The following is a 22,030-nucleotide window of genomic DNA, read 5'->3' as shown; positions in this document are numbered from 1 at the left end:
ATAGTATATAAATTTATATTTTTAGTTTTATTCTGCGTGCGGTATATTAATCCTGATTAACTAGCTTTTCTTCACTTCCATTTACCTTGCCGTCTTTATCCACTTTAACTGTAAATATTTTTGAAACACCTTTCTCTTCAGCAGTTATTCCGTAATAAGCATCGGCTATAGTAGCAGATACTTCATCATGCGTAATGATTAAGAATTGAGTTTTGTCAGATAGGTTTTTAACCATGTTTTTATATCTAATAATATTTGCTCCGTCAAGTGCCGCATCCACCTCATCAAGTATACAGAAAGGACTAGGACGGTATAGAAATATTGCAAATACTAAAGCAAGCCCTGTCATAGTAAGCTCTCCTCCTGAATATGATACAATATTTTCCATTCTCTTTCCCGGAGGCTGAGCAAATATATCTATAGGACTATTTAATAAATCTTCTTCATTTTGTATTTTAAGTCCGGCATTTCCTCCGCCGAATAATATTTTAAATGTTTCTGAGAATTTTTTATTTATTTCATTAAATGTTTTTAGAAAATCTTCACCGGCTTTTTTATTAGCATCGGCTATAATTTTTAATATTTCCTCTTTTGATTTTTCTAAATCTTCTTTTTGTTTTGTAAGAAATTCAAATCTGTTTTTAGCTTCCTGATATTCATCAAGTGCCATCTCATTTATATGTCCGAGATTCTTTATTCTTTCATTGATAGTATTTAGTTTATTTTTATATGATTCTTCATCTATTAAGTTCTGTGTATTTTCTTCAAAGTCTTTTAAGTTAAGAGCATAGTTTTCATAGAAATGAGTATAAATATCTTTTATTTTATCATTGCTTTGATTTATTCTCTCTCCAACTCTTGTTATATTTTCATTTATTTCATTAAGTCTTTTAATTCTTTTAGCAAGGCTAGTTTCAAAATTTGATAATGCAGATTCCGCTTTTTTTATTTCATTTGCTTTATGTCTGGATTCGCTTTCTGTTTTTGATTTTTTCTTTTCTAATTCTTTATAATTAATAGAGTTTTCTTTATATTCTTCATTAAGTTTTTTATATTCTTCTTCTAATCTGCTTATTTTTTCATTAAGTGAGGCAAATTCATCTTCTATCATCTTCATACTTTTTAATATCATTTCTTTTCTGTCTTCAGATGCTTTTTTATTAGTTTCGTATTTTGCTCTTTCTATTGTTAGGGTAGTGAGATTAGCATTTCCTCTATTAATATTATCTGCGGCTATTTTTATTTCATTATTTATCTCTTCAATTTTTTCTACATTATTTTTTATAAAACTTTCTAAATCAGCAATTTCCTTGTCTATAGCTTCTTTCTGCATATAAGTACCTTCCTTGTCAAAAAGCAAATCTACAAAAGGATCTTTTATTTTGGTATACTCTTTAAATATACATTGCAGAAATAATGCATCTTTTTTCTCTGTATCTAAACTTTCCCCTAAATTTCTTATAAAACCGCATAATGAATTGTAGCTAAGTTCATTTAAATTTGATAATACTCCCTCTTCTTCAAATTCATTTATAGTGTTCATCTTTATATTTATAGCATTAAGAAGATTATTAAAACCTATATCAATATCACTTTCATGCTTTCCTATATTTTGATAAAAGCTGTTGCCCATTACATCTTTTTTCTTTTCATCTATTTCTGTGATTATTTTATTTATAACTTCTAATTGTCTTTCTCTTGCATCAGCAATTTTTAATGCAGCATTTTGATTCTCATTTGTTAAGGCAGATATTTTATCATTTAGAGCAGCTATTTTATTTTGCTCATTTGCAATATTAGTTTCTTCTGCTTCTTGTTCTTTAAGAGATTTTTCTATATTTTCAGCTATAGTTTTTACTTCTTCTTCAAGTTCGGCTATTTGATTTTTATCTTCTTCTATTCTTTTTAAAAGAGAGTTTTTTCTGTTAATAGTTTCATCTTTTTCTTTACCCGCATTATCAAGCTGATTTTTTAATTGATTTGACATCTTTTCTATATGAGTAAGCTCTGTTATTATTAGTGAAACCTGTTTATCAAGTTCTATAGATAATGTTCTTGTTTCTTCAAATTTCAAAAGCTCCTGCTGTTTCTGTTTATCTAAATCCTGAAGTTCTTTTTCCAACTCCGATTTTTTATTTGTATGTTCTTCAAGGCTTTTATTTTGATCTTCTAAAGTGATTTTTAATTTTTTTACTTGATTAACATTTAAACTTATATTTATTTTTTTCTGCTCATCTTTAAGATTATAATATTTTTCAGTTCTTGATGCCTGTTCTTTTAGAGATTTATAATGTTTTTCAGCGTTCTTTATTTCTATTTTTACATTATCAAGGTTACTTTCGGACTCTTCTAACTTTTTAGCAGCTTCCCTTCTTCTTTCGAGATATTTACTTATTCCTGCAGCATTTTCTATAATACTTCTTCTCTCTTCAGGTTTCTGTTTTGCTATTTCTGAAACTGTACCCTGCTTAATAACAGAATATGCATTTTTACCAAGCCCAGTGTCCAAAAACATATCAACTATATCTTTTAATCTTACCTGTTCATCATTAATATAGTATTCTGACAATCCTTTTCTATAGTATTTTCTTGTAACTATAACTTCATCTGTATCGTATTTTTTTATCCATTTTGATTTATTATCTAAAGTGAGAGCAACCTGTGCGAGAGATGATGGTTTTCTAGTATCCGTACCATGAAATATTACGCTTTCAAGCCCTTTGGAACTGTCTATTCTTAATCTGCTTGCGGACTGTTCACCCATAACCCATAGGAAAGCTTCTACTATATTGCTTTTACCTATTCCATTTGGTCCAAGCACTACAGTAACACCTTCATTAAATTCTATATTTGTTTCTATGGCAAATGATTTGAATCCGTGCAAATTAAGATTCTTTATGTACATCTCTTTTCCTATATTAAGTGTATATTTAATAATTATACAATTCTATTAAAAAATAATCAATTAATTTAATCTATAATGTATAAAAACACTGTAAATTTGTTTTTGTATAGTAATGTCCGTTATCATTTTCGGTATAATGCATAGTAAATATGAAGATTATCATAATTTTGTTATAATAAAATATTAATTTTTCTTTAAGCTGTTCAAATGCATATAGAAAATATTAAGGAGAGATAAATTATAATTGGCATATGGGTATATAATTTAAGTTTAAAAACTAATTACATTTTCCCACCCTTTAGCCTTATAACTTTTATTTGTAATAGTCATTTTTATTTTTCTTTTTTATTTAATTAGAATTTTTAGCTGCCCACCCAAGATTTTTTTAAATTTATTGCTTTCGGCTCCGCACGCAGAATAAAGCTACAAATATAAATATATTTGCAATTCAAATTTTATTTTATTATAAATATTGTTTACCGTGCGTTAATTCTTGTTCTTGAATTAAACTATGTAATCTTTCTTTATTATCAGTTACTAATATAAAATTTCTTTTATTAAAATTATTTAAAATTATATCTAATATCTCATTATCATCAAAATAATTTATTATAATATTATGATTATAATACTTTATAAATGTTTTTATTAAATCCAATTTATTATTTATTTTTTTTATATCCTCTTTTTGAGATATTTCATTTAATTTAAATATAAAATCCATTTCAGGCATATTTTTTTTATCAGCATTTACTAAATCAATATTCTTAAAATCATGTATATATAAAGTATTTAATATGTTGTTATTAATCAATATCTTAAATATGTTTTCAAGAACCATAAAAAAAATATCAATCTTTCTGCTGAAAAGAACTTTTGATGAAAAACTTTTTTGTTTGTATGTGAAAATAATATTAATTATATTGTCCGACTCAAAGAATGAATTAATATTAATTTCAGCATCATAATTTAGTTTTAAATAAATTTTTTCTATATCAGTATTATCGTGTTTTTTAAATATTTTTGAAATGGCTTCTTTTTTTGAGTATTCTAATATTATATTTAGAAAGTCAATACATTCTAATATAGTATCATTATCAATATTTCCATTATATTTATCATTTTCCATTATTGCACTTATTATTTTACTTATAGATAATAATTCATAGTCATTTATTTTATAGAAATCAAAAAAATGGAAATTATTTATATACCAAATTAAATTAACTAAATTAATATCTTTATTAGAAAATATAGTTATAGGTGATATTCGTACTATTTTCTCTTTTACATAATAATTATCTATTTTTAGATTTTCTATACATACATCTATATTCATAATAATTTTTCAATACTATTAAAGTCAATCTTTTCTTTCATGTTGTGCAGCATTTTTAAAGGCTTTATATTTAAACTTATAAAAATATTTTCTATATTTTTATAATCTAATTGAGGCACAAATATATTTATTTTACTAATAATATTAGGTGTACTTTTATTAGTATTTTCTTTCCATCCAACTATCTCTAAATTAATAAGTCTGATCCCAAATTCGCTTAATTCAGTTTCAAAATCTATTTTCGAAGAATGTTCTATTAAATATACTATAGCCCTTTTTTTATTTGATATATAATATGGTATAAAAAATCTATATATGGAAGTGCTTAAAAATATACATATGCATCCTATAGCAGACAGCACCCATTGTCCTGATCCTATTACTATTCCTATACATGCAGTAACCCAAACTATGGCGGCAGTTGTTATACCATGAAGTTTTCCTCTATTTTGTATGATCATTCCAGCCCCTAAAAAACCGATTCCTGAAACTATTTGTGCCGATATTCTGTTATAATCTGGTACTTTGCTTAAGACTGCTGTTCCTAATTTAGCTAGTTCAGTATTTTCTAATATTATAGCACTTGCAAATACATCTTCATAGCAGGATAAAAGTGCTGCTCCCATACAAACTATACTTGTGGTTCTGCTTCCTATTGGTTTTTTATGCTGTTCTCTTTCCCAGCCTATAAAAATACCCATAATATATGCTACTAATATTCTTGTTGTTATCTCTAAAATGCTAAAGTTTCCTAAGGCATGCCTAATATATTCTGTAAACATAAATAATATCCAATAATAAATATTAATATTATCGAAAAAAACACCAATAATTAAAGTTTATAAATCTATATCAGCATATATTTCATATTCATTTTTGGAATACAATGCTATAGAATCTTTTGAAACACTTATAATTTCATCTATGAATTTTTTTATATTATAATCAAGATCTGAAGAAAAATATTCCAATACCATGTCTAAGTTCATTCCGCTTATTAAACAAATATTGTCATTTTTTCTATAAAACCTGCTCGCTATATTAAAAGGGGTTCCTCCGTATAGATCTGTCATTATTAAAACTTGGTTATTTTTATATTTTTCTAATAATTCTTTTAACTTACTTTCTATATGATCAAAGGTATCATCCGCCTGCAAATTTATTACATCATAATCTGATAAATTACCTAATATCATCTTTGCCGATTCAATAAATGTGGATGCTAAATTGCCATGACCCATTAATATTAAATTAGGTTTCATAATCAATACTCCCATTCACAGTTTATTACTTTATATATTATAAATATAATAATTGTTTTATATTATTCAAATTTAATTAGAAAAAAATTTACTTATAAAGCATTTTGTATATAGTAATTTTACATAGAGATTAAATATTTTATTATATACTTGTTCCAAAACTATTTTTATTTATAATTTCAGATAATCACAGTCTTGCTGCACACTGTTTTTATAATTGATAAATTACGAAAATTTTATATACAATCTTGACAAGTAATTTTGAAGCAAGTATTATGTATCAATTAGTACCTAAATGCTTTTGTATTAATAGTTCATAAAATCCATTAGTCATTATTTGTGATATGGCATTGTTTACTTCATCTATAAAGATATTTTCTTCTTTTCTAAATGCTATAGCATAATCTTCTTGAGGGTATTCTATAGTATTGACAAGTTTTATACTTTTATCATACCTAAGAAAATGATTACATGTTTCTTTATCAAAAATGGCGGCATCCATATTTCCAACTTTTAATGAGAGTATTATACTGCTTCCTGTGTCGAATCTTTCTATTTCTATTCCTTCTTTTTCCGAGATCATATTATCGGCTACAGTGTCTCTTATAACACCTACTTTTTTGCCTATCAAATCTTCTTCTTTTTGTATTGATTCATTATCTATCCTTACCAATACAGCCTGACTTGATGTATAGTATTTATCAGAAAATGTAAGATATTTTTTTCGCTCTTCTGTTACACTCATTCCTGCTATAATCATATCTATTTTTTTAGATTCCAAAGCGGGCATAAGTTCTTCAAAACGCATAGGAAAAAAAATCATATTTGAGCCGGATATTTTTGATATTTCATTAACTAAATCATAATCAAATCCGCCAATATTTCCATTAGACATATATCCAAAAGGATAATCGTAAACATATATTCCTACATTGATGTATTGGTTTGAGGAAAAATCTTTTTTAAAATAAATATTCTCATTAGATTTTTTACATGATAATGATAAAATCATTAATATAATTAATATAATTTTTTTCACTTTTATTTCCTAAAATTAAATATAGTCTAATTAATAATAAATTAATATGTATATATAAAAAAGTCAAGCCGTTTATTATTAAGCAGTATTATTGTAAATGTTTATCAACTAATTTTTGGTAGATTCCATTATATATTATAGTATTCAGTCCATTATTAATTTTTTGCAGTAAAGTATAATCATCTTTTCTCACAGCGATACCATAATCAAGTTCTGGAAATGTTATCTCTTCAATTATTTTAAGATCATTATCATATTTAATATAATTATTGCATGTAACTCTGTCAAGCATAACAGCATCTATTTTTTCTACTTTTAATGCGAGTAAAGAACTGCCTGCTATATCAAATTTTATAACATTTATATTATTAGATGATGAAATAATAGTATCTGAAATTGTATCTTTTATAACACCAACACTTTTACCAAGCAAATCATCAAATATTTTTATATGATTATTCTTACTAAGAACTATAATACTTTGAGATGAACTATAATATTTATCAGAAAAAGAAATATATTTTTTTCGCTCTTCTGTTATACTTATTCCCGCTATAATAGCATCTACATTACTCAACTGCAATTGAGGTATAAGTTTTGAAAATTCCATGGATATAAACTCAACCCTAAAACCTGATGCTTTGGCTATTTCATTCATTATATCATAATCGAATCCTCCTAAGTTATTATTTCTTAAATAAAGAAGAGGATAATCATAAACATATATTCCAACCTTTACAGTAGTATTATTAGAATAATTATTATTTATTGTTTTGCTTATATTAGAATTATTATTGCAGGCTAAAAAAGAAATTAGAGCAAATAATATAAAAATTATTACTTTCTTCATTTTTAAATAAAACATACGCTTTATTTAAAAAATATAAAAAATAATTAAAAAGTCAATATGTATTTTGTATATAAAAGCAATAAAGAAAATTATTTGCAAAAACACACTTACTATATTATAATATATCATTAATAGAAAAGCATAATATTTTTAATATCAATCAATTTTAATAATAAGGATATATTTTAATAAATGTCATACGCTGAAAAAATTAGAAATTTTTGTATTATAGCACATGTTGACCATGGCAAAAGCACATTAGCTGACAGAATTATAGAGCATACCAAAGCAGTATCAAGCAGAGAGATGAAAGCTCAAATATTAGACTCTATGGATATAGAAAGAGAGAGAGGAATAACTATAAAAAGCCAAGCTGTAAAACTTTCATATCAGGCTAAAGACGGAGAAGTATATACTCTTAATCTGATAGATACACCAGGTCATGTTGACTTTAATTATGAGGTTTCCCGTTCACTTGCTGCATGCGAGGGTGCTATATTAGTGGTGGATGCTGCTCAAGGAGTAGAAGCTCAGACTATTTCTAACTTTTATCTTGCTTTTGAAAATAATTTGGAGATTGTGCCTGTTATTAATAAAATAGATTTACCTGCTGCCAATATTGAGCTTTGTAAAGAACAGATGGAAAAAGAGTTCGGTGTTAATAAAGATGATGTTGTGCTTGCAAGTGCTAAAAATGATATAGGTATTGATGAAATACTTGAAGCAGTTGTTAAGATGATACCTTCCCCAAAAGATAATACTAATAAAAAAACTAGAGCTTTAATATTTGATTCTTATTATGATCCTTTCCGCGGTGCTGTTATGATAGTGAGAATATTTGACGGCTCTATAAAAAAGAATGATAAACTTCTTTTAATGGAAACTAAAGCAGAGTACGAAGTTGAAGAATGCGGTACCCTTTTGCTTGGGCTTAAATCAGCTAATGAACTTAAAAGCGGAGAAGTAGGATACATTATTGCGGGCATTAAAAATATATCTGACATAAAAATAGGAGATACTATAACACTTGAAGAAAATCCTTCTGATGAGCCTTTAATAGGATATAAAGAAGTTCTGCCTATGGTATTTGCTGGTATCTTTCCAGCTGAAGATGAAGATTATACAAGTCTTCAAAAGGCATTAGAAAAATTAAAATTAAATGATGCTTCTTTAGTGTATGAGCCAGAACGTTCTATAGCTTTGGGCTTTGGATACAGATGCGGATTTTTAGGACTTTTACATTTAGAGATTGTGCAGGAGAGACTTGAAAGAGAGTTTAATCTCAATCTAGTAATAACCAGCCCTTCTGTAGAGGTAAAATTAAAACTCACAAACGGCGAAGAGAAAATTATTGATAACCCTGCAGATTTTCCTACAGCACAGTATATAGAAAAATGTTATGAGCCTTTTATAAATGCTCTTATAATAGTGCCTACCGATTATTTAGGTAATATTATATCTCTTTGTATAGACAGAAGAGGTACGCAGACATCATTAAATTATTTAGATGATAAAAGAGCAGAAATAAAATTTGACTTGCCTTTAATAGAAGTAGTGTATGACTTTTACGATAAATTAAAATCAATATCAAGAGGATATGCTTCATTTGACTATGATTTTTCAGACTTCAGAGAAAGCCAAATAGAAAAGATAGATATACTTGTTCATGGAGAAGTAGTAGATGCTTTATCATTTATGGCACATAGAAGCAATGCCGAAAGCAGAGGAAGACAAATCATAGAAAAATTAAAACATCTCATTCCAAAACATATGTTTCAGATTCCGTTACAGGCAGCAATAGGCGGAAGGATTATCGCTCGTGAAAATATTAGTGCTTTAAGGAAAAATGTTACAGCTAAATGTTATGGAGGCGACATCACAAGAAAAAGAAAACTTCTTGAAAAACAAAAAGAAGGTAAAAAACGAATGAAAGCTATTGGAAGTGTAGAGATACCTCAGGATGCATTCATAAGCGTACTAAAAACTGATGACAACAATAAATAATTTTAGAGTCAATTTATAACGCACGGTAGATAGATTCTTATTTATTATTGAAATTATGATTTTAATATTTTCTACATTTTAGGTTTCACAAATCGTGCGGTGAATAAAATTCAAAAATTAAAAAAAACTTGGGCGGGTGCTTTAATGTCTAATATAATAATAAGAATATAAAAAATATAAATTTCAAATAAAAATTATAAAGCATAGAGGGTGGGGAGTGTAAATAAATTTAAAACTTTAATTACATACCTAGCCTTTTATATTTTAAAATTTTATATCTTTATTTTTTTAAAACTAATACTGAAAAGTTAATGCACGCCTAAGTTATAATTAAATTTAACGCACGGTATATGATTTTTTGTTTACTGTTTAAATTGCAATTTAAATATTTTTTATATTTTAAATTTTGCTAACCGTGCGGTATTTGAATATATGAGCATCTAATTTATTAATAAATAAAATTATCCGGTATATTCTTCTATATATTTATGCATAAGCATTTTTATTGTTTCTTTGTCTGCATCAAGCGATGCTATATCAAATGCATCAATCATAATTTTTCTCTCTTCCGGAGTTAAACATTTAACAGGATCTTTTGCTATGAATAATTTTTTATATTGAGAAGGTATTAATGTTTCATCGTCCATTAAGATTTCTTCGTAAAGTTTTTCTCCTTCTCTAATCCCTGTAAAAATTATAGGAATATCTTTTTCAGTAAGTCCGTACATTTTCAGCATGTTTCTAGCCAAGTCTAAAATCTTAACAGGCTTTCCCATATCCAAAGTAAATATTATACCGTCATTCAAAGTACATGCTTTAATTACAAGTCTTGCAGCTTCCCTTATAGACATAAAAAATCTTACCATTTCAGGGTGAGTAACTGTTAATGCTTTGCCTTCTCTAATCTGCTTTTCAAATACAGGTATAACACTTCCGCTGCTGCCTAAAACATTTCCAAATCTTGTTATTTTGAATGCAGTATTATTTTGTTCATGCGACAATGACATTATCATTCTTTCGCATATTCTTTTGCTTGCTCCCATTAGCGAAGTAGGACGAACTGCTTTATCTGTTGATATGAATACAAAGTTTTTGATATTATTTTTAATAGCAAGGGTTGCTATATTTTCTGTTGCTAGTATATTATTTTTAATCGCTTCTTCAGGATAGCTTTCCATAAAAGGAAGATGTTTATGGGCAGCTGCATGAAAAATTATATCTGGCTTTTCTTCTTTCAAGATTTTATCAACTTTAACATAGTCTCGTACATTTGATATTATATACATGAATTTGTGTTTATGTTTTTCATTGTTTCTGTCATTTAAAGACATTATAAGATTATGAATTGCATTTTCAGAATTATCTAAAGCCATAACTTTTTTTACAGGAAGTGTAATTAATTGCCTTACAAGTTCGCTTCCGATAGAGCCTCCTCCGCCTGTAACTAATATTATTTTATTTTTATAGTATGATGATATTTCTTTTTCATCAAAACCAATCTCTTCTCTTCCAAGCAAGTCAGAAGGCTCAAGGTTTCTAATATCTTTTATAGAAGCATTTCCCTTTATTATTTCAAAAAAACATGGAAGTATTTTATATCTTATTCCTGTGGGATATATAATATTTAATATTTCAAGAAGTTCTTTTTGTTTAAGCGTAGGTATTGCTATAATAATTTCTTCTATATCTACATTTTCATTTTTATATTCTTTTATAATATTTTCTATGTCTTTTACTTTTCCTTTTACTTTTATAGAATGGTTTTTAATATTTACTTGTCTCTTATTTTCATCATCATCTAAAAAGCAAAGTATATTATATTCGTTATTATCATCAGAAGTGAGTATTTCAGATGCAAGAGTCTCACCGGCATTTCCTGCTCCTATTATAACTATATTTTTTCTGTTCATTACTTCAAACCTAAAATACATATATAAATAGGGTTATAGTATATATTTTTTTTGCTTATTATACAAGGATTTTATTATATATTGTCTATTTTAGAAAAAGTTTTTATTAAAAAATAAATTGTAAATAAAATATTGACATTAATAATTTGATATTTTATAATATTACTATGTAAATAATATTTACTTCATTAGATAGTACACTCGACAAATAATTTAAATTTTTCAAAAAATTTAATATCATATAAAAATTATAACAATTCTAAAAAAATATATTTTTCTTTATATTATTTTAAGTCAAGATTTGTATTGCAAATAATTTTAAAACTCTATTTATATCATTCAATCAAAAAACAATCAGAAATAATAAAAAACTACATAAATTTTATTATTACATATTTTCTTAATTTTTTGAGAATATTTTTTTGCTATGATAAAAGCATTTTAAACAATGTTTTTTATAAAAATTATAATTTACACAAGGAGTTCTAATATGAACAAAAAACTATTTTCCATTCTTTTTACTTTATTTTTAGCAGGTATCTTATCTGTAAACTGTTCTAATAAGGATAAAACAGGTTCAGGCGGTAATGCTAAAATAGATTCTAAATATGCCGGTACTTGGGTTTATACAGACAGCGACAGTAGTACAGCTTTTATTGTTAACAGTGACGGAAGTCTAGTTTTTGGACAAGATGCAACAACTCAGGTAGAAGGAAGCGGAGATACATATATTGTTACAATTATTATAGAAGGTACTACATACAAAATACAGATAAAATTCACTTCAGAAACTGCAGCAGAAATTTCAAATGTGTTATATCCTGAAGACCCAAAACAATATGTTACAAAACAACAACAATAATTTTTTATTTTTATAAAATTAATAATATAGAAATTTAGTTAATATAAAAATACCTAACTAGTTAAATAATTAGTTAGGTATTTAATTTTTATTAATATTATATTTTTAATAATTTAGTTTTGAGATTTATTTAGTCCCCGCCAAGTTTTTATTATATTTAAAATTTATTTAACGCACGGTAAGCAAAATTTATAATATAATAAAAAATTTGAATTTAAATAAGTTTATATTTTTAGTTTCATTATGCGTGCGGTAATTATACATCAAATTTAAATAACACTAGGGTGGGCATCTAAAAAATTATAATTAGATTATGAAGAAGTAAAAAATTTAAATCTGAAAATAAATTAAAAAGCCTATAGGGTGGGAATTAGGATAAAGCAAAAAAAATTATTCTCATTCCCCACCCTTTAGAGTTTGTTATTTTACTTTGGATTTTAGTTTGATACTGTTTTGTGATTCAAATAACATCTATTAGCACCCACCCAAGTTTTTATTATATTTAAAATTTATTTAACGCACGGTAAGCAAAATTTATAATATAATGAAATTTGAATTTCAAATAAGTTTATATTTTTAGTTTTATTATGCGTGCGGTTATTCAACTACTCCAATGTACGGAAGATTTCTATATTTCTGAGCATAGTCAATTCCGTAACCTACTACAAACTCATCTTCTATATCAAAACCATTATAGTCTATTTTGATGTCAACTTTTCTTCTTGAAGGCTTGTTTAGAAGTGTGCATATTTTAAGGGAGGCTGGATTTCTAGTTTTTAATACTTCGCATATTTTCTCTAAAGTATATCCTGTGTCTATGATATCTTCTACTATGATAACATCTCTTCCGGTTAGAGGTATATCAACATCTTTAAGTATTTTAATTTCAGAACCTATTTTATTGTTTCCATAACTTGATACTATCATAAAATCAATCTCTACAGGTACATCAATATATCTTGATAAATCAGCAATAAATATAAATGAACCTTTTAAAAGTCCTATAATGCATGGTATATTTTCTTTATTTTTAAGATCATTAGAGATTTCTTCTGCTAATTCTTTAACTTTATTATTTATATCTTCTTCTGATATAAGTATTTTTGATATATGATCATCTTTTTTCATGAATTATTCCTTATTAATTTTTTATACATTATCGTATATAAATAATGATTTAATTAAAAATATATTTATACTATGCATTTTTTTAATAATAGAATATTTAACAAAAAATAAAATCTATATATAATTATAGAGCCAATAGATAATCGATTTTATCCATTGGCTCTATTTTTAATAAAATAAATAATAATCTAACTTATTTACTTACTTAGCTTTTTTAGCTTCTATTGCTTTTGCTAATTCTTCAGCTAATAGAGGAAGCACTTTATTCACATCACCTACTATACCTAAATCAGCTATTCCAAACATAGGAGCATCTTTATCTTTGTTTATAGCAATGATGTATTCTGATTCTTCCATACCAGCCATGTGCTGAATAGCTCCAGAGATACCGCAAGCGAAGTATATATTAGGTCTTACTGTTTTACCTGTTTGACCTACTTGTCTAGCCTGCTCTATATATCCAGCATCTACAGCAGCTCTTGAACCGGAAACTGTTGCACCGATTTTAGAAGCTACAGCTTCAAGATTCTTGAAGTTTTCTTTAGAACCTACACCTCTACCGCCAGATACCAATATCTTAGCTTCTGTAATATCAATTTTTTTAGAAGTTTCTTTTACTATATCTAAGATTTTAACTTTCATTTTAGAAGCGTCTATTGTTAAAGGTAATACTTCAACTTCACCTTTTTTTCCTTCTTCTTTAGGTAATTTCTGCATAACCCCAGGTCTTACAGTAGCCATTTGCGGTCTATGATCTGGACATACAATAGTAGCCATCAAGTTACCGCCGAATGCAGGTCTAGTCATTCCGAATACTTTAGTTTCATCATCTATTTCTAATTTTGTACAGTCAGCAGTAAGACCTGTAGCAAGTCTTGAAGATACTCTAGGAGCTAAGTCTCTTCCTAAAGTAGTTGCACCTAATAATACTATTTCCGGTTTTTTAGCATTTATTATTGCTGATAATGCCTGAGCATAAGCTTCAGTATCGTACTGTTTTAAAAGTTCATTGTCAACAATTACTACTTTATCAGCACCATATTCAACCAAAGTTTGAGCTAAACCTTCTACTTTATATCCTATTAAAGCCACTGTTACAGGTGAATTTAATTTAACAGCAAGTTTTTTTGCTTCTCCGATTAATTCTAAACCTACGTTTTGAATTACACCGTCTCTTTGCTCTGCAAATACTAATATTCCTTTATAATCACTTAAATTCATTATCTATCTCCTTTTTCTAAGGTTCTTTGTTAATTAAAATTAAATAACAAATTTTTCTTTTAATTTTTCAATTATGATATTAACAGCTTCTTTAGTATCAACTTCAAATACTTTACCAGCTTGTTTAGCTCCTTTAGTAAATGATTTTTTTACTTTAGTAGGAGATCCAGGAAGTCCTATTAATGAAGGATCAATTTTTATAGTTTCAGAAGACCATATTTCAACTTCTTTATCATAAGCCTCTACTATTCCTTTAACTCTCATATATCTAGGGCTGTTAGCTTCTGATAATACAGTAATTAGAGCAGGTAATTGAACATTTAACAAATAGTATCCGTCTTCTACCATTCTTTTTACAGTTAATGATTTATCAGCTTCATTATATTGTATTTCTTTAGCATAAGAAATCTGAGGTATTTCTAGGTGTTCAGCTGTTTGCGGACCAACTTGAGCAGTATCACCGTCTATAGCTTGTCTTCCAGAGATAATAAGATCATATTCTAAAGTTCTTAAAGCAGCTGCTAATGTATTAGAAGTAGCTAAAGTATCAGCACCGCCGAATTTTCTATCAGTTATAAGAATAGCTCTGTCTGCTCCCATAGCAAGAGCCTCTCTTAATATAGCTTCAGCTTGAGGAGGCCCCATTGTTATTACTGTAACATGAGCACCATATTTATCTTTTAATTTTAAAGCTTCTTCTAATCCGCCTTTATCGTCAGGGTTCATTATACTAGGAACACCATCTCTTATTAATGTACCTTTAACAGGGTCTAGTCTAATTTCAGTTGTATCTGGAACCTGTTTTACACAAACTACTATTTTCATTTCTATTCCTCCATAAATATTTTATTTACTAAACTAATTATCTTATTTTAAAAGGCTTCCTGCTATTACCATTCTTTGAACTTCTGAAGTACCTTCATAGATTTCTGTAATCTTAGCGTCTCTCATCATTCTTTCAACAGGATATTCTCTAGTATATCCGTATCCGCCATGAAGCTGAACAGCTTTAGTTGTAACTTCCATTGCAGTTTCAGCTGCGAATAGTTTAGCTCTTGCTGCATCTACAGAATATGGAAGATGATTGCTTTCTCTCCAAGCTGCTTTGTACACCAGAAGTCTTGAAGCTTCTACTTTTACTTCAAGGTTAGCTAATTGGAATTGAGTGTTTTGGAAATTAGCTATAGTTCTTCCGAACTGTTTTCTTTCTTTTACATAAGCTACAGTTTCATCAAGAGCACCTTGAGCAATACCCAATGCCTGAGAAGCAATACCTATTCTTCCTCCGTCAAGCGTCATCATAGCAATTTTAAATCCTTTGCCTAATTCTCCTAATAGATTGTCTTTTGGTATTCTTGCATTTTCAAATATTAATTCGCAAGTAGCAGAACCTCTAATACCTAATTTTTTTTCTTTTTTACCTATAGAAAATCCAGGAGCAGTTGATTCTACGATGAAAGCAGAAATACCTTTTAATCCTTTAGATTTATCAGTCATAGCAAATATAACATATACATTTGCATATCCAGAGTTTGTGATGAATATTTTTGAACCATTAAGAACCCATTCTTGAGTAGCTTCATCTAATACAGCAGTTGTTTGCTGACCTGCAGCATCAGTACCAGCATTTGGTTCAGTAAGTCCGAATGCACCTAACCATTCTCCGCTAGCTAGTTTAGGGATATATTTTTGTTTTTGAGCATCAGTACCGAATTGTAATATAGGCCAAGTTCCAAGAGAAGTGTGAGCAGAAAGAATAACACCTGTAGTACCGCAAACTCTTGATAATTCTTCAACAGCCATAGCATACATTATGTTATCTCCGCCTGCTCCGCCGTATTCTTTAGGAATAGGTATTCCCATAAGTCCTATTTCAGCCATTTTTTTTACAGTTTCAACAGGGAATCTTTCTTCCTCGTCAACTTCTGCAGCTAAAGGTTTTACTTCTTTTTCAGCAAATTCTCTGATCATTTGTCTGAAAAGTTGATGTGTTTTAGACAAATTAAATTCCATTCTCTAAAATCCTCCTACTAATAATCTTTAAGTAAAATATAATATATTTTTTATTAAAAATCAAATCATAAACATAATATAATAAGATATAATATGATAAAAAATAACTTTTTCTTTGATATTAAAACTAAAAACACAAAAAAATAGTAAATAATGTATTATAATATTATTATATTTTCTCAGTTTTTCCAAGTTTTTTATAATGCTAATCTCAGATTAATAAAGTGATAGAACTTTTTTATATATACAATTATATATAGAGTATTGAATTTGAACAGTTTGATATACTTATGTAGTTATTTTTATATGTGTTTTATACAATATATATTAATATATATTATTTTAAGTGATAATTAAACTTTATAGTGTTGCTTAAATATTATAAAATAATTCTTATATAATACTGTTTTTGTAGTATTTGAGAATAAATTTTTATTTTTTTAATAAATTTATTATAAAAATTATAAATAATATACTAAGTATTTATAATTGAGTTTTAATATTTTTGATGATTTGTTATTTTAAAATAGTCTTGTATTTGGTTTTAGAAATATTTTATATATTTGAAATATTTGTATTAAAAAAAATTAATTTTTTTATAAATTCTTAAAAAAATTTTGTATAAAATAGGTAATAATATAATAGTATAATTTTAATAAAATTATACTATTGGTATGTTTAAACTTTAATAATAGTTTTTAATATTATTTATAGTGCTATTTTATTATTAGTTATCATTAAAATATGTTTATAAATGTACTTTAACTAAAAAATAGTACCTATATATCCTATATATTAAGAATTATATATTATGGTATATTTATATTTATTTTGCTTGCTTTTTTTCAAAATACTGATAGACTATAAAGATAGTGTTTTTGGAGAAAATTTTAAAATTTCTATAAATCAATTTATAAAAAAGTCAAGGAGTTATTATGGCTGAAGAGAAAAAATTAGACTCCCTTCTTGAACGCATATATCAAGATGGTGTTGAAAAATCCAACAAAAAAGCTGATGAAATAATCTCAAATGCTAAAAGCGAAGCTGACAGAATTATAAAAGAAGCAGAAGCAAAATCAGAAGAAATTATAAAAGAAGCAGAAAGAAAGTCAGAAGAGCTAAAGAAAAATACAATAACAGATGTTCGTATGGCAGGCGAGCAGTCAATCAGTGTTTTAAAGCAAAAAATAAAAGAATTAGTAACTGCTAAGGTATTAGAAGACGGCTTGAAAGGAGCTTTTGCAGATACTTCATTCTTAAAAGATTTAATTCTTGAAGTAGTTAAGAAATGGGATATCAATTCAACTGATTCAGATGTAACAGTATATTTCCCAGAATCAAAGAAATCAGATATAGATGCATCTTTTGAGAAATCTATAAAAGCAGCTATAAAAAATGCTGATATTAATTTTGATAAGAAATTATCTAATGGTTTTAAAATCGTACCTGAAGGCGGTAATTATCAGCTTCAGTTTACAGATGAGGATTTCGTAGAGTTTTTCAGTGATTATATAAAAGCAAAAACGGAAGAAGTAATTTTTAGTAAATAAGAGGGGTGAGTATGGGATCATATTATTATCTTATCTCAGGTCTTCCAGAAGTGAAACTTTCTGATGCTAAGGCTAAGTATGATATTAATGAAATTACTCAAAGCATATTATCTAGTTTAAGTGCTAAAGATTCTAAATTTTTTAAGTATCTTATTTATCAAAATGATAATAAAAATTTAGTAAGTGCTATAGCAAAACAAAAGGGATTATTTACTCCTTATATAGAACATATAGAACCATCAATATTCAGTAAAGAAGAGATGCAGAAATATGCAGGTATATCAGATTTACCATTGTATATGAGTAAGTTTTTAGAGGACAGTAAGAATATTGAATGGGAAAATGCTAGACATATAGAAAATACTCTTTTAAATTTGTATTATGAAGAGATGATACAAAATGGTAATTCATTTATAAAAAATTATGCTTTATTTATGAGAGATATGAAAAATGTTCTTGCTGCTTTAAATGGAAGAGCTTTAGGTTTCTCAAGCGATGCTATAGCAAAAGAGCTTATAGGCGATTATTCTTTGATATCAGCATTGACAAAATCTACCGCTTCAGATTTCGGAGTAGGCAGAGAGATACCATATATCAATACTATTATTGAAACATTCAATTCATCAGATAAAGCAGATCCGTATAATATGGAAAACATAGAATGCACTTTGGTAAGAGAATTTTTAGACAGATTAACTTCTATAAAATCTTTCACAACAGATAATGTTTTTGCTTATTATATAAATCTCACTTATGCTGTTAGTATAAACGGAAGGAATGAAGAGGAAGGTAAGAAACATTTAGAGACGCTAATAGGTTCTTTGAAAGAAAAGGCGTCTGTGTATAATTAATTAGGAGATAGAAATGACTAAAGGTAAAGTAACTGCTATTATATCAAACCTAATTTCAATAGAGGTAGACGGTCCTGTTTCACAAAACGAGATATGTTATGTATCTTGCGGTAATGCGAAACTTATGGCTGAGGTTATTAAAATATCAGGTACTAGTGCTAGTGCTCAGGTATTTGAATCTACTAGGGGTGTAAAATTAGGTGATGCCGTAGAGTTTACCGGTTCAATGTTAGAGATTGAATTAGGACCTGGACTTTTAGGTAAAAACTTTGACGGACTTCAAAATGACCTTGACAAATTACAAGGCGTATTCTTAGAAAGAGGTAAATATAATGATCTTTCTGAAGATAAAGAATCAACTTATGACTTTACTCCGATAGCTAAAGTTGGAGAAGAAGTAGCTGCAGGCGACTGGATAGGTGCTGTTAAAGAAGGCTGGATTGACCATAAAATAATGGTTCCTTTCAAATTTCAAGGCAAAGGCACTGTTGAAAGCGTAGCTTCAGCAGGAACTTATCATTTGCAGGACACATTAGCTGTTATAAAAACTTCTAACGGCGAAAAAGTTAATGTAACTATGGTACAAACTTGGCCTGTAAAACTTACTATTAAAGCTTATAAAGAAAAACCAAGACCATTTAAATTATTGGAAACAGGTGTTAGAACTATAGATACATTCAATCCTATAACTGAAGGCGGTACAGGATTTATTCCAGGACCATTCGGTGCAGGTAAAACAGTATTACAGCACGCTTTGGCTACTAACGCAAATGCTGACTTGATTATAATGACAGCATGCGGTGAAAGGGCTAATGAGGTAGTAGAAATATTTACTGAGTTCCCAGAACTTATAGACCCAAGAACAGGAAGAAGTTTGATGGAAAGAACTACTATCATCTGTAACACTTCAAACATGCCGGTTGCTGCCCGTGAAGCTTCAGTTTATGTAGGCATGACTATTGCTGAATATTACAGATCAATGGGACTTAAAGTTCTTCTTCTTGCTGACTCTACTTCTCGTTGGGCTCAGGCTTTAAGAGAGATGTCTAACCGTCTTGAGGAATTACCTGGTCCAGACGCGTTCCCTATTGACTTGCCTGCTATTATTTCTAGTTTCTATGCTAGAGCAGGTTTCGTATACTTAAATAACGGAGAAACAGGTTCTATTACATTCATAGGTACAGTATCTCCTGCAGGCGGTAACTTGAAAGAGCCGGTAACAGAATCTACTCGTAAAGCAGCTAGATGTTTCTACGCTTTATCACAAAAACGTGCCGACAGTAAAAGATATCCTGCTGTTGACCCATTAGATTCTTATTCTAAATATATTGAATATCCAGAGTTCATAGAATTCTCAGATACTAATATAGAAAAAGGCTGGGCTGATAAAGTAACTAGAGCTAAAGATATTGCCAGAAGAGGACAGGAAGCTAATGACCAAATAAGCATTCTTGGAGATGACGCAGTACCTCTTGAATACCATCAGCGTTTATGGAAAGCTGAGCTTATAGACTTCGTATTATTACAGCAGGACGCTTTCGATAAAGTAGATAAAAACTGCCCTATAGAAAGACAAAAAGAATTATTAAATCAAGTTATGAAAGTTGTAGAAGCTGATTACAGATTTGATGATTACAGCGAAGTAGGTACTTATTTCAAAAGACTTATCAACGCTTTCAAACAGATGAACTATTCTGTATATCAGTCTGATGATCATAAAAAATACACAGCTGAGATGGAATCAATATTTGCTGAAAGGAGTATAACACATGCCTAAAGCATTTCAAAAAGTATATACAAAATTAGTACAGATTACTAAAGCAACTGTATCTTTAAGAGCAGAAAATGTCGGCAACGATGAAATGGCTCTTGTAGCAGGAAGACCTGCACAGGTTGTAAAAATGATTGGAGATATTGTTACACTTCAGGTTTTCCAAGGTACTGAAGGCATACCTACTAACGCTGAAGTAGTATTCTTAGGCAGACCTCCTAGACTTAAAGTAAGCGAGCTTCTTGCTGGAAGATTCTTTAATGCTTACGGCGAGCCTATTGACGGCGGTGCTGAAGTTGAAGGTAAAGAGGTAGAAATAGGAGGACCTTCTGTAAACCCTGTTAGAAGAAAACAGCCTTCTGAACTTATTGCTACAGGTATTGCTGGTATTGACCTTAACAATACTCTTGTTACAGGACAGAAAATACCGTTCTTCGCAGACCCAGACCAGCCTTACAATGCAGTTCTTGCTCAGGTAGCATTAAGAGCTGAAGCTGATAAAATCATACTTGGCGGTATGGGGCTTTCTAACGATGACTATTTATCATTTAAAAATACATTCACTGAAGCTGGTGCTTTAGATAAAATTATATGTTTTATCAATACTACTGATGACCCTCCTGTAGAAAGACTTTTGGTTCCGGATATGGCTTGTACAGCTGCTGAATATTTCGCAGTTGAGAAAAAAGAGAAAGTGCTTGTTCTTCTTACAGACATGACTCTTTATGCCGATGCTTTGGCTATAGTATCCAACAAAATGGACCAAATTCCTTCTAAAGACTCTATGCCGGGTTCTCTATATTCTGACCTTGCTAAAATATATGAAAAAGCAGCTCAGTTCCCAGACGGAGGTTCTATTACTATTATCGCTGTTACTACCCTTAACGAAGGTGATATTACTCATGCTGTACCGGACAATACTGGTTACATCACTGAAGGTCAGCTTTATTTAAGAAGAGACTCTGATATAGGTAAAACAATTATTGACCCATTCAGAAGCCTTTCTCGTTTGAAACAGCTCGTTATAGGTAAGAAAACTAGAGAAGATCACCCTGCTGTAATGAACACTTTGGTTCGTCTTTATTCAGATGCTGCTAATGCTAAAATGAAAAAAGAAAACGGTTTCGACTTGACAGAATATGATGAAAGATGTTTGAAATATGCTGCTGAATATTCTGAAAGATTACTTGCTATAGATATTAACATAAAAATTGATGAGATGTTGGAAACAGGCTGGGAATTAATGGGTAAATATTTCAGTAAAGCGGAAGTTGGTGTAAAAGAATCATTGGCAGAAAAATACGGCAAATGGTCAAACTAATTTA

Annotated in this window: 17 protein-coding genes; 6 read left to right on the top strand and 11 right to left on the bottom strand. The window is 28.5% G+C overall.

Features of this window, described 5'->3' with window-relative positions:
- Positions 1–46 precede the first annotated feature (46 nt).
- The 6 genes from BFL38_RS11940 to BFL38_RS11915 all read right to left on the bottom strand — a co-directional run bounded on the left by BFL38_RS11940 (position 47) and on the right by BFL38_RS11915 (position 7,395).
- A complete protein-coding gene (locus BFL38_RS11940) occupies positions 47–2,905 on the bottom strand; it encodes a chromosome segregation SMC family protein (RefSeq protein WP_069727243.1) in 2,859 nt (952 codons plus the stop codon).
- Between the two features lie 463 nt (positions 2,906–3,368).
- Positions 3,369–4,244 (bottom strand): hypothetical protein, encoded by an 876-nt coding sequence (locus tag BFL38_RS11935; protein ID WP_069727242.1) that lies wholly within the window; start codon positions 4,242–4,244, stop codon positions 3,369–3,371.
- Positions 4,241–5,026 carry an MgtC/SapB family protein gene (locus BFL38_RS11930; protein WP_069727241.1) on the bottom strand — a complete coding sequence of 262 codons (786 nt, stop codon included), beginning with the start codon at positions 5,024–5,026 and terminating at the stop codon, positions 4,241–4,243. The genes BFL38_RS11935 and BFL38_RS11930 overlap by 4 nt, the downstream gene beginning before the upstream one ends.
- 57 nt (positions 5,027–5,083) lie before the next feature.
- A complete protein-coding gene (locus tag BFL38_RS11925; protein WP_069727240.1) occupies positions 5,084–5,506 on the bottom strand; it encodes a PTS sugar transporter subunit IIA in 423 nt (140 codons plus the stop codon).
- A gap of 280 nt (positions 5,507–5,786) precedes the next feature.
- Positions 5,787–6,545 (bottom strand): transporter substrate-binding domain-containing protein, encoded by a 759-nt coding sequence (locus BFL38_RS11920; protein WP_069727239.1) that lies wholly within the window; start codon positions 6,543–6,545, stop codon positions 5,787–5,789.
- A gap of 88 nt (positions 6,546–6,633) precedes the next feature.
- The gene (locus BFL38_RS11915) at positions 6,634–7,395 is read right to left on the bottom strand and encodes a transporter substrate-binding domain-containing protein (RefSeq protein WP_069727238.1); all 762 of its coding nucleotides are present in this window, start codon (positions 7,393–7,395) and stop codon (positions 6,634–6,636) included.
- Positions 7,396–7,587: 192 nt separating this feature from the next.
- Between BFL38_RS11915 and lepA the strand changes: the two genes are divergently transcribed.
- Positions 7,588–9,399, top strand: a complete 1,812-nt coding sequence (gene lepA, locus BFL38_RS11910) for a translation elongation factor 4 (protein WP_069727237.1) — start codon at positions 7,588–7,590, stop codon at positions 9,397–9,399.
- Between the two features lie 461 nt (positions 9,400–9,860).
- Here the strand turns inward: lepA and BFL38_RS11905 are convergent, their stop codons facing one another.
- A complete protein-coding gene (locus tag BFL38_RS11905; RefSeq protein WP_069727236.1) occupies positions 9,861–11,309 on the bottom strand; it encodes a nucleoside-diphosphate sugar epimerase/dehydratase in 1,449 nt (482 codons plus the stop codon).
- Positions 11,310–11,799: 490 nt separating this feature from the next.
- Between BFL38_RS11905 and BFL38_RS11900 the strand changes: the two genes are divergently transcribed.
- Positions 11,800–12,171 carry a hypothetical protein gene (locus BFL38_RS11900; protein ID WP_069727235.1) on the top strand — a complete coding sequence of 124 codons (372 nt, stop codon included), beginning with the start codon at positions 11,800–11,802 and terminating at the stop codon, positions 12,169–12,171.
- A gap of 597 nt (positions 12,172–12,768) precedes the next feature.
- On the opposite strand, the gene hpt is transcribed toward BFL38_RS11900, so the two are convergent.
- From hpt to BFL38_RS11880, 4 genes are all read right to left on the bottom strand, one after another.
- Entirely contained in the window at positions 12,769–13,299 is a 531-nt protein-coding gene (gene hpt / locus BFL38_RS11895; RefSeq protein WP_069727234.1) for a hypoxanthine phosphoribosyltransferase, read from the bottom strand.
- Positions 13,300–13,500: 201 nt separating this feature from the next.
- Positions 13,501–14,520, bottom strand: a complete 1,020-nt coding sequence (locus BFL38_RS11890; protein ID WP_069727233.1) for an electron transfer flavoprotein subunit alpha/FixB family protein — start codon at positions 14,518–14,520, stop codon at positions 13,501–13,503.
- Positions 14,521–14,559: 39 nt separating this feature from the next.
- The gene (locus BFL38_RS11885) at positions 14,560–15,345 is read right to left on the bottom strand and encodes an electron transfer flavoprotein subunit beta/FixA family protein (RefSeq protein WP_069727232.1); all 786 of its coding nucleotides are present in this window, start codon (positions 15,343–15,345) and stop codon (positions 14,560–14,562) included.
- Positions 15,346–15,387: 42 nt separating this feature from the next.
- Complete coding sequence (locus BFL38_RS11880; RefSeq protein ID WP_069727231.1) at positions 15,388–16,533, bottom strand: acyl-CoA dehydrogenase; 1,146 nt, start codon at positions 16,531–16,533, stop codon at positions 15,388–15,390.
- Positions 16,534–17,468: 935 nt separating this feature from the next.
- Between BFL38_RS11880 and BFL38_RS11875 the strand changes: the two genes are divergently transcribed.
- The 4 genes from BFL38_RS11875 to BFL38_RS11860 are packed head-to-tail and all read left to right on the top strand — an operon-like array spanning position 17,469 to position 22,026.
- A complete protein-coding gene (locus tag BFL38_RS11875) occupies positions 17,469–18,083 on the top strand; it encodes a V-type ATP synthase subunit E (RefSeq protein ID WP_069727230.1) in 615 nt (204 codons plus the stop codon).
- Positions 18,084–18,094: 11 nt separating this feature from the next.
- Positions 18,095–18,934 (top strand): DUF2764 family protein, encoded by an 840-nt coding sequence (locus BFL38_RS11870; RefSeq protein ID WP_069727229.1) that lies wholly within the window; start codon positions 18,095–18,097, stop codon positions 18,932–18,934.
- Between the two features lie 13 nt (positions 18,935–18,947).
- Entirely contained in the window at positions 18,948–20,711 is a 1,764-nt protein-coding gene (locus tag BFL38_RS11865) for a V-type ATP synthase subunit A (RefSeq protein WP_008730433.1), read from the top strand.
- Positions 20,704–22,026, top strand: coding sequence for a V-type ATP synthase subunit B (locus BFL38_RS11860; RefSeq protein ID WP_069727228.1), 1,323 nt, complete (start codon positions 20,704–20,706; stop codon positions 22,024–22,026). The genes BFL38_RS11865 and BFL38_RS11860 overlap by 8 nt, the downstream gene beginning before the upstream one ends.
- Positions 22,027–22,030: the final 4 nt, after the last annotated feature.

Origin of the sequence: Brachyspira hampsonii, from assembly GCF_001746205.1 — a bacterium.
GTDB lineage: Bacteria > Spirochaetota > Brachyspiria > Brachyspirales > Brachyspiraceae > Brachyspira > Brachyspira hampsonii_B.
Note: the sequence above shows the minus strand (reverse complement) of the source record. Positions and strands in the feature narration are given on the sequence as shown.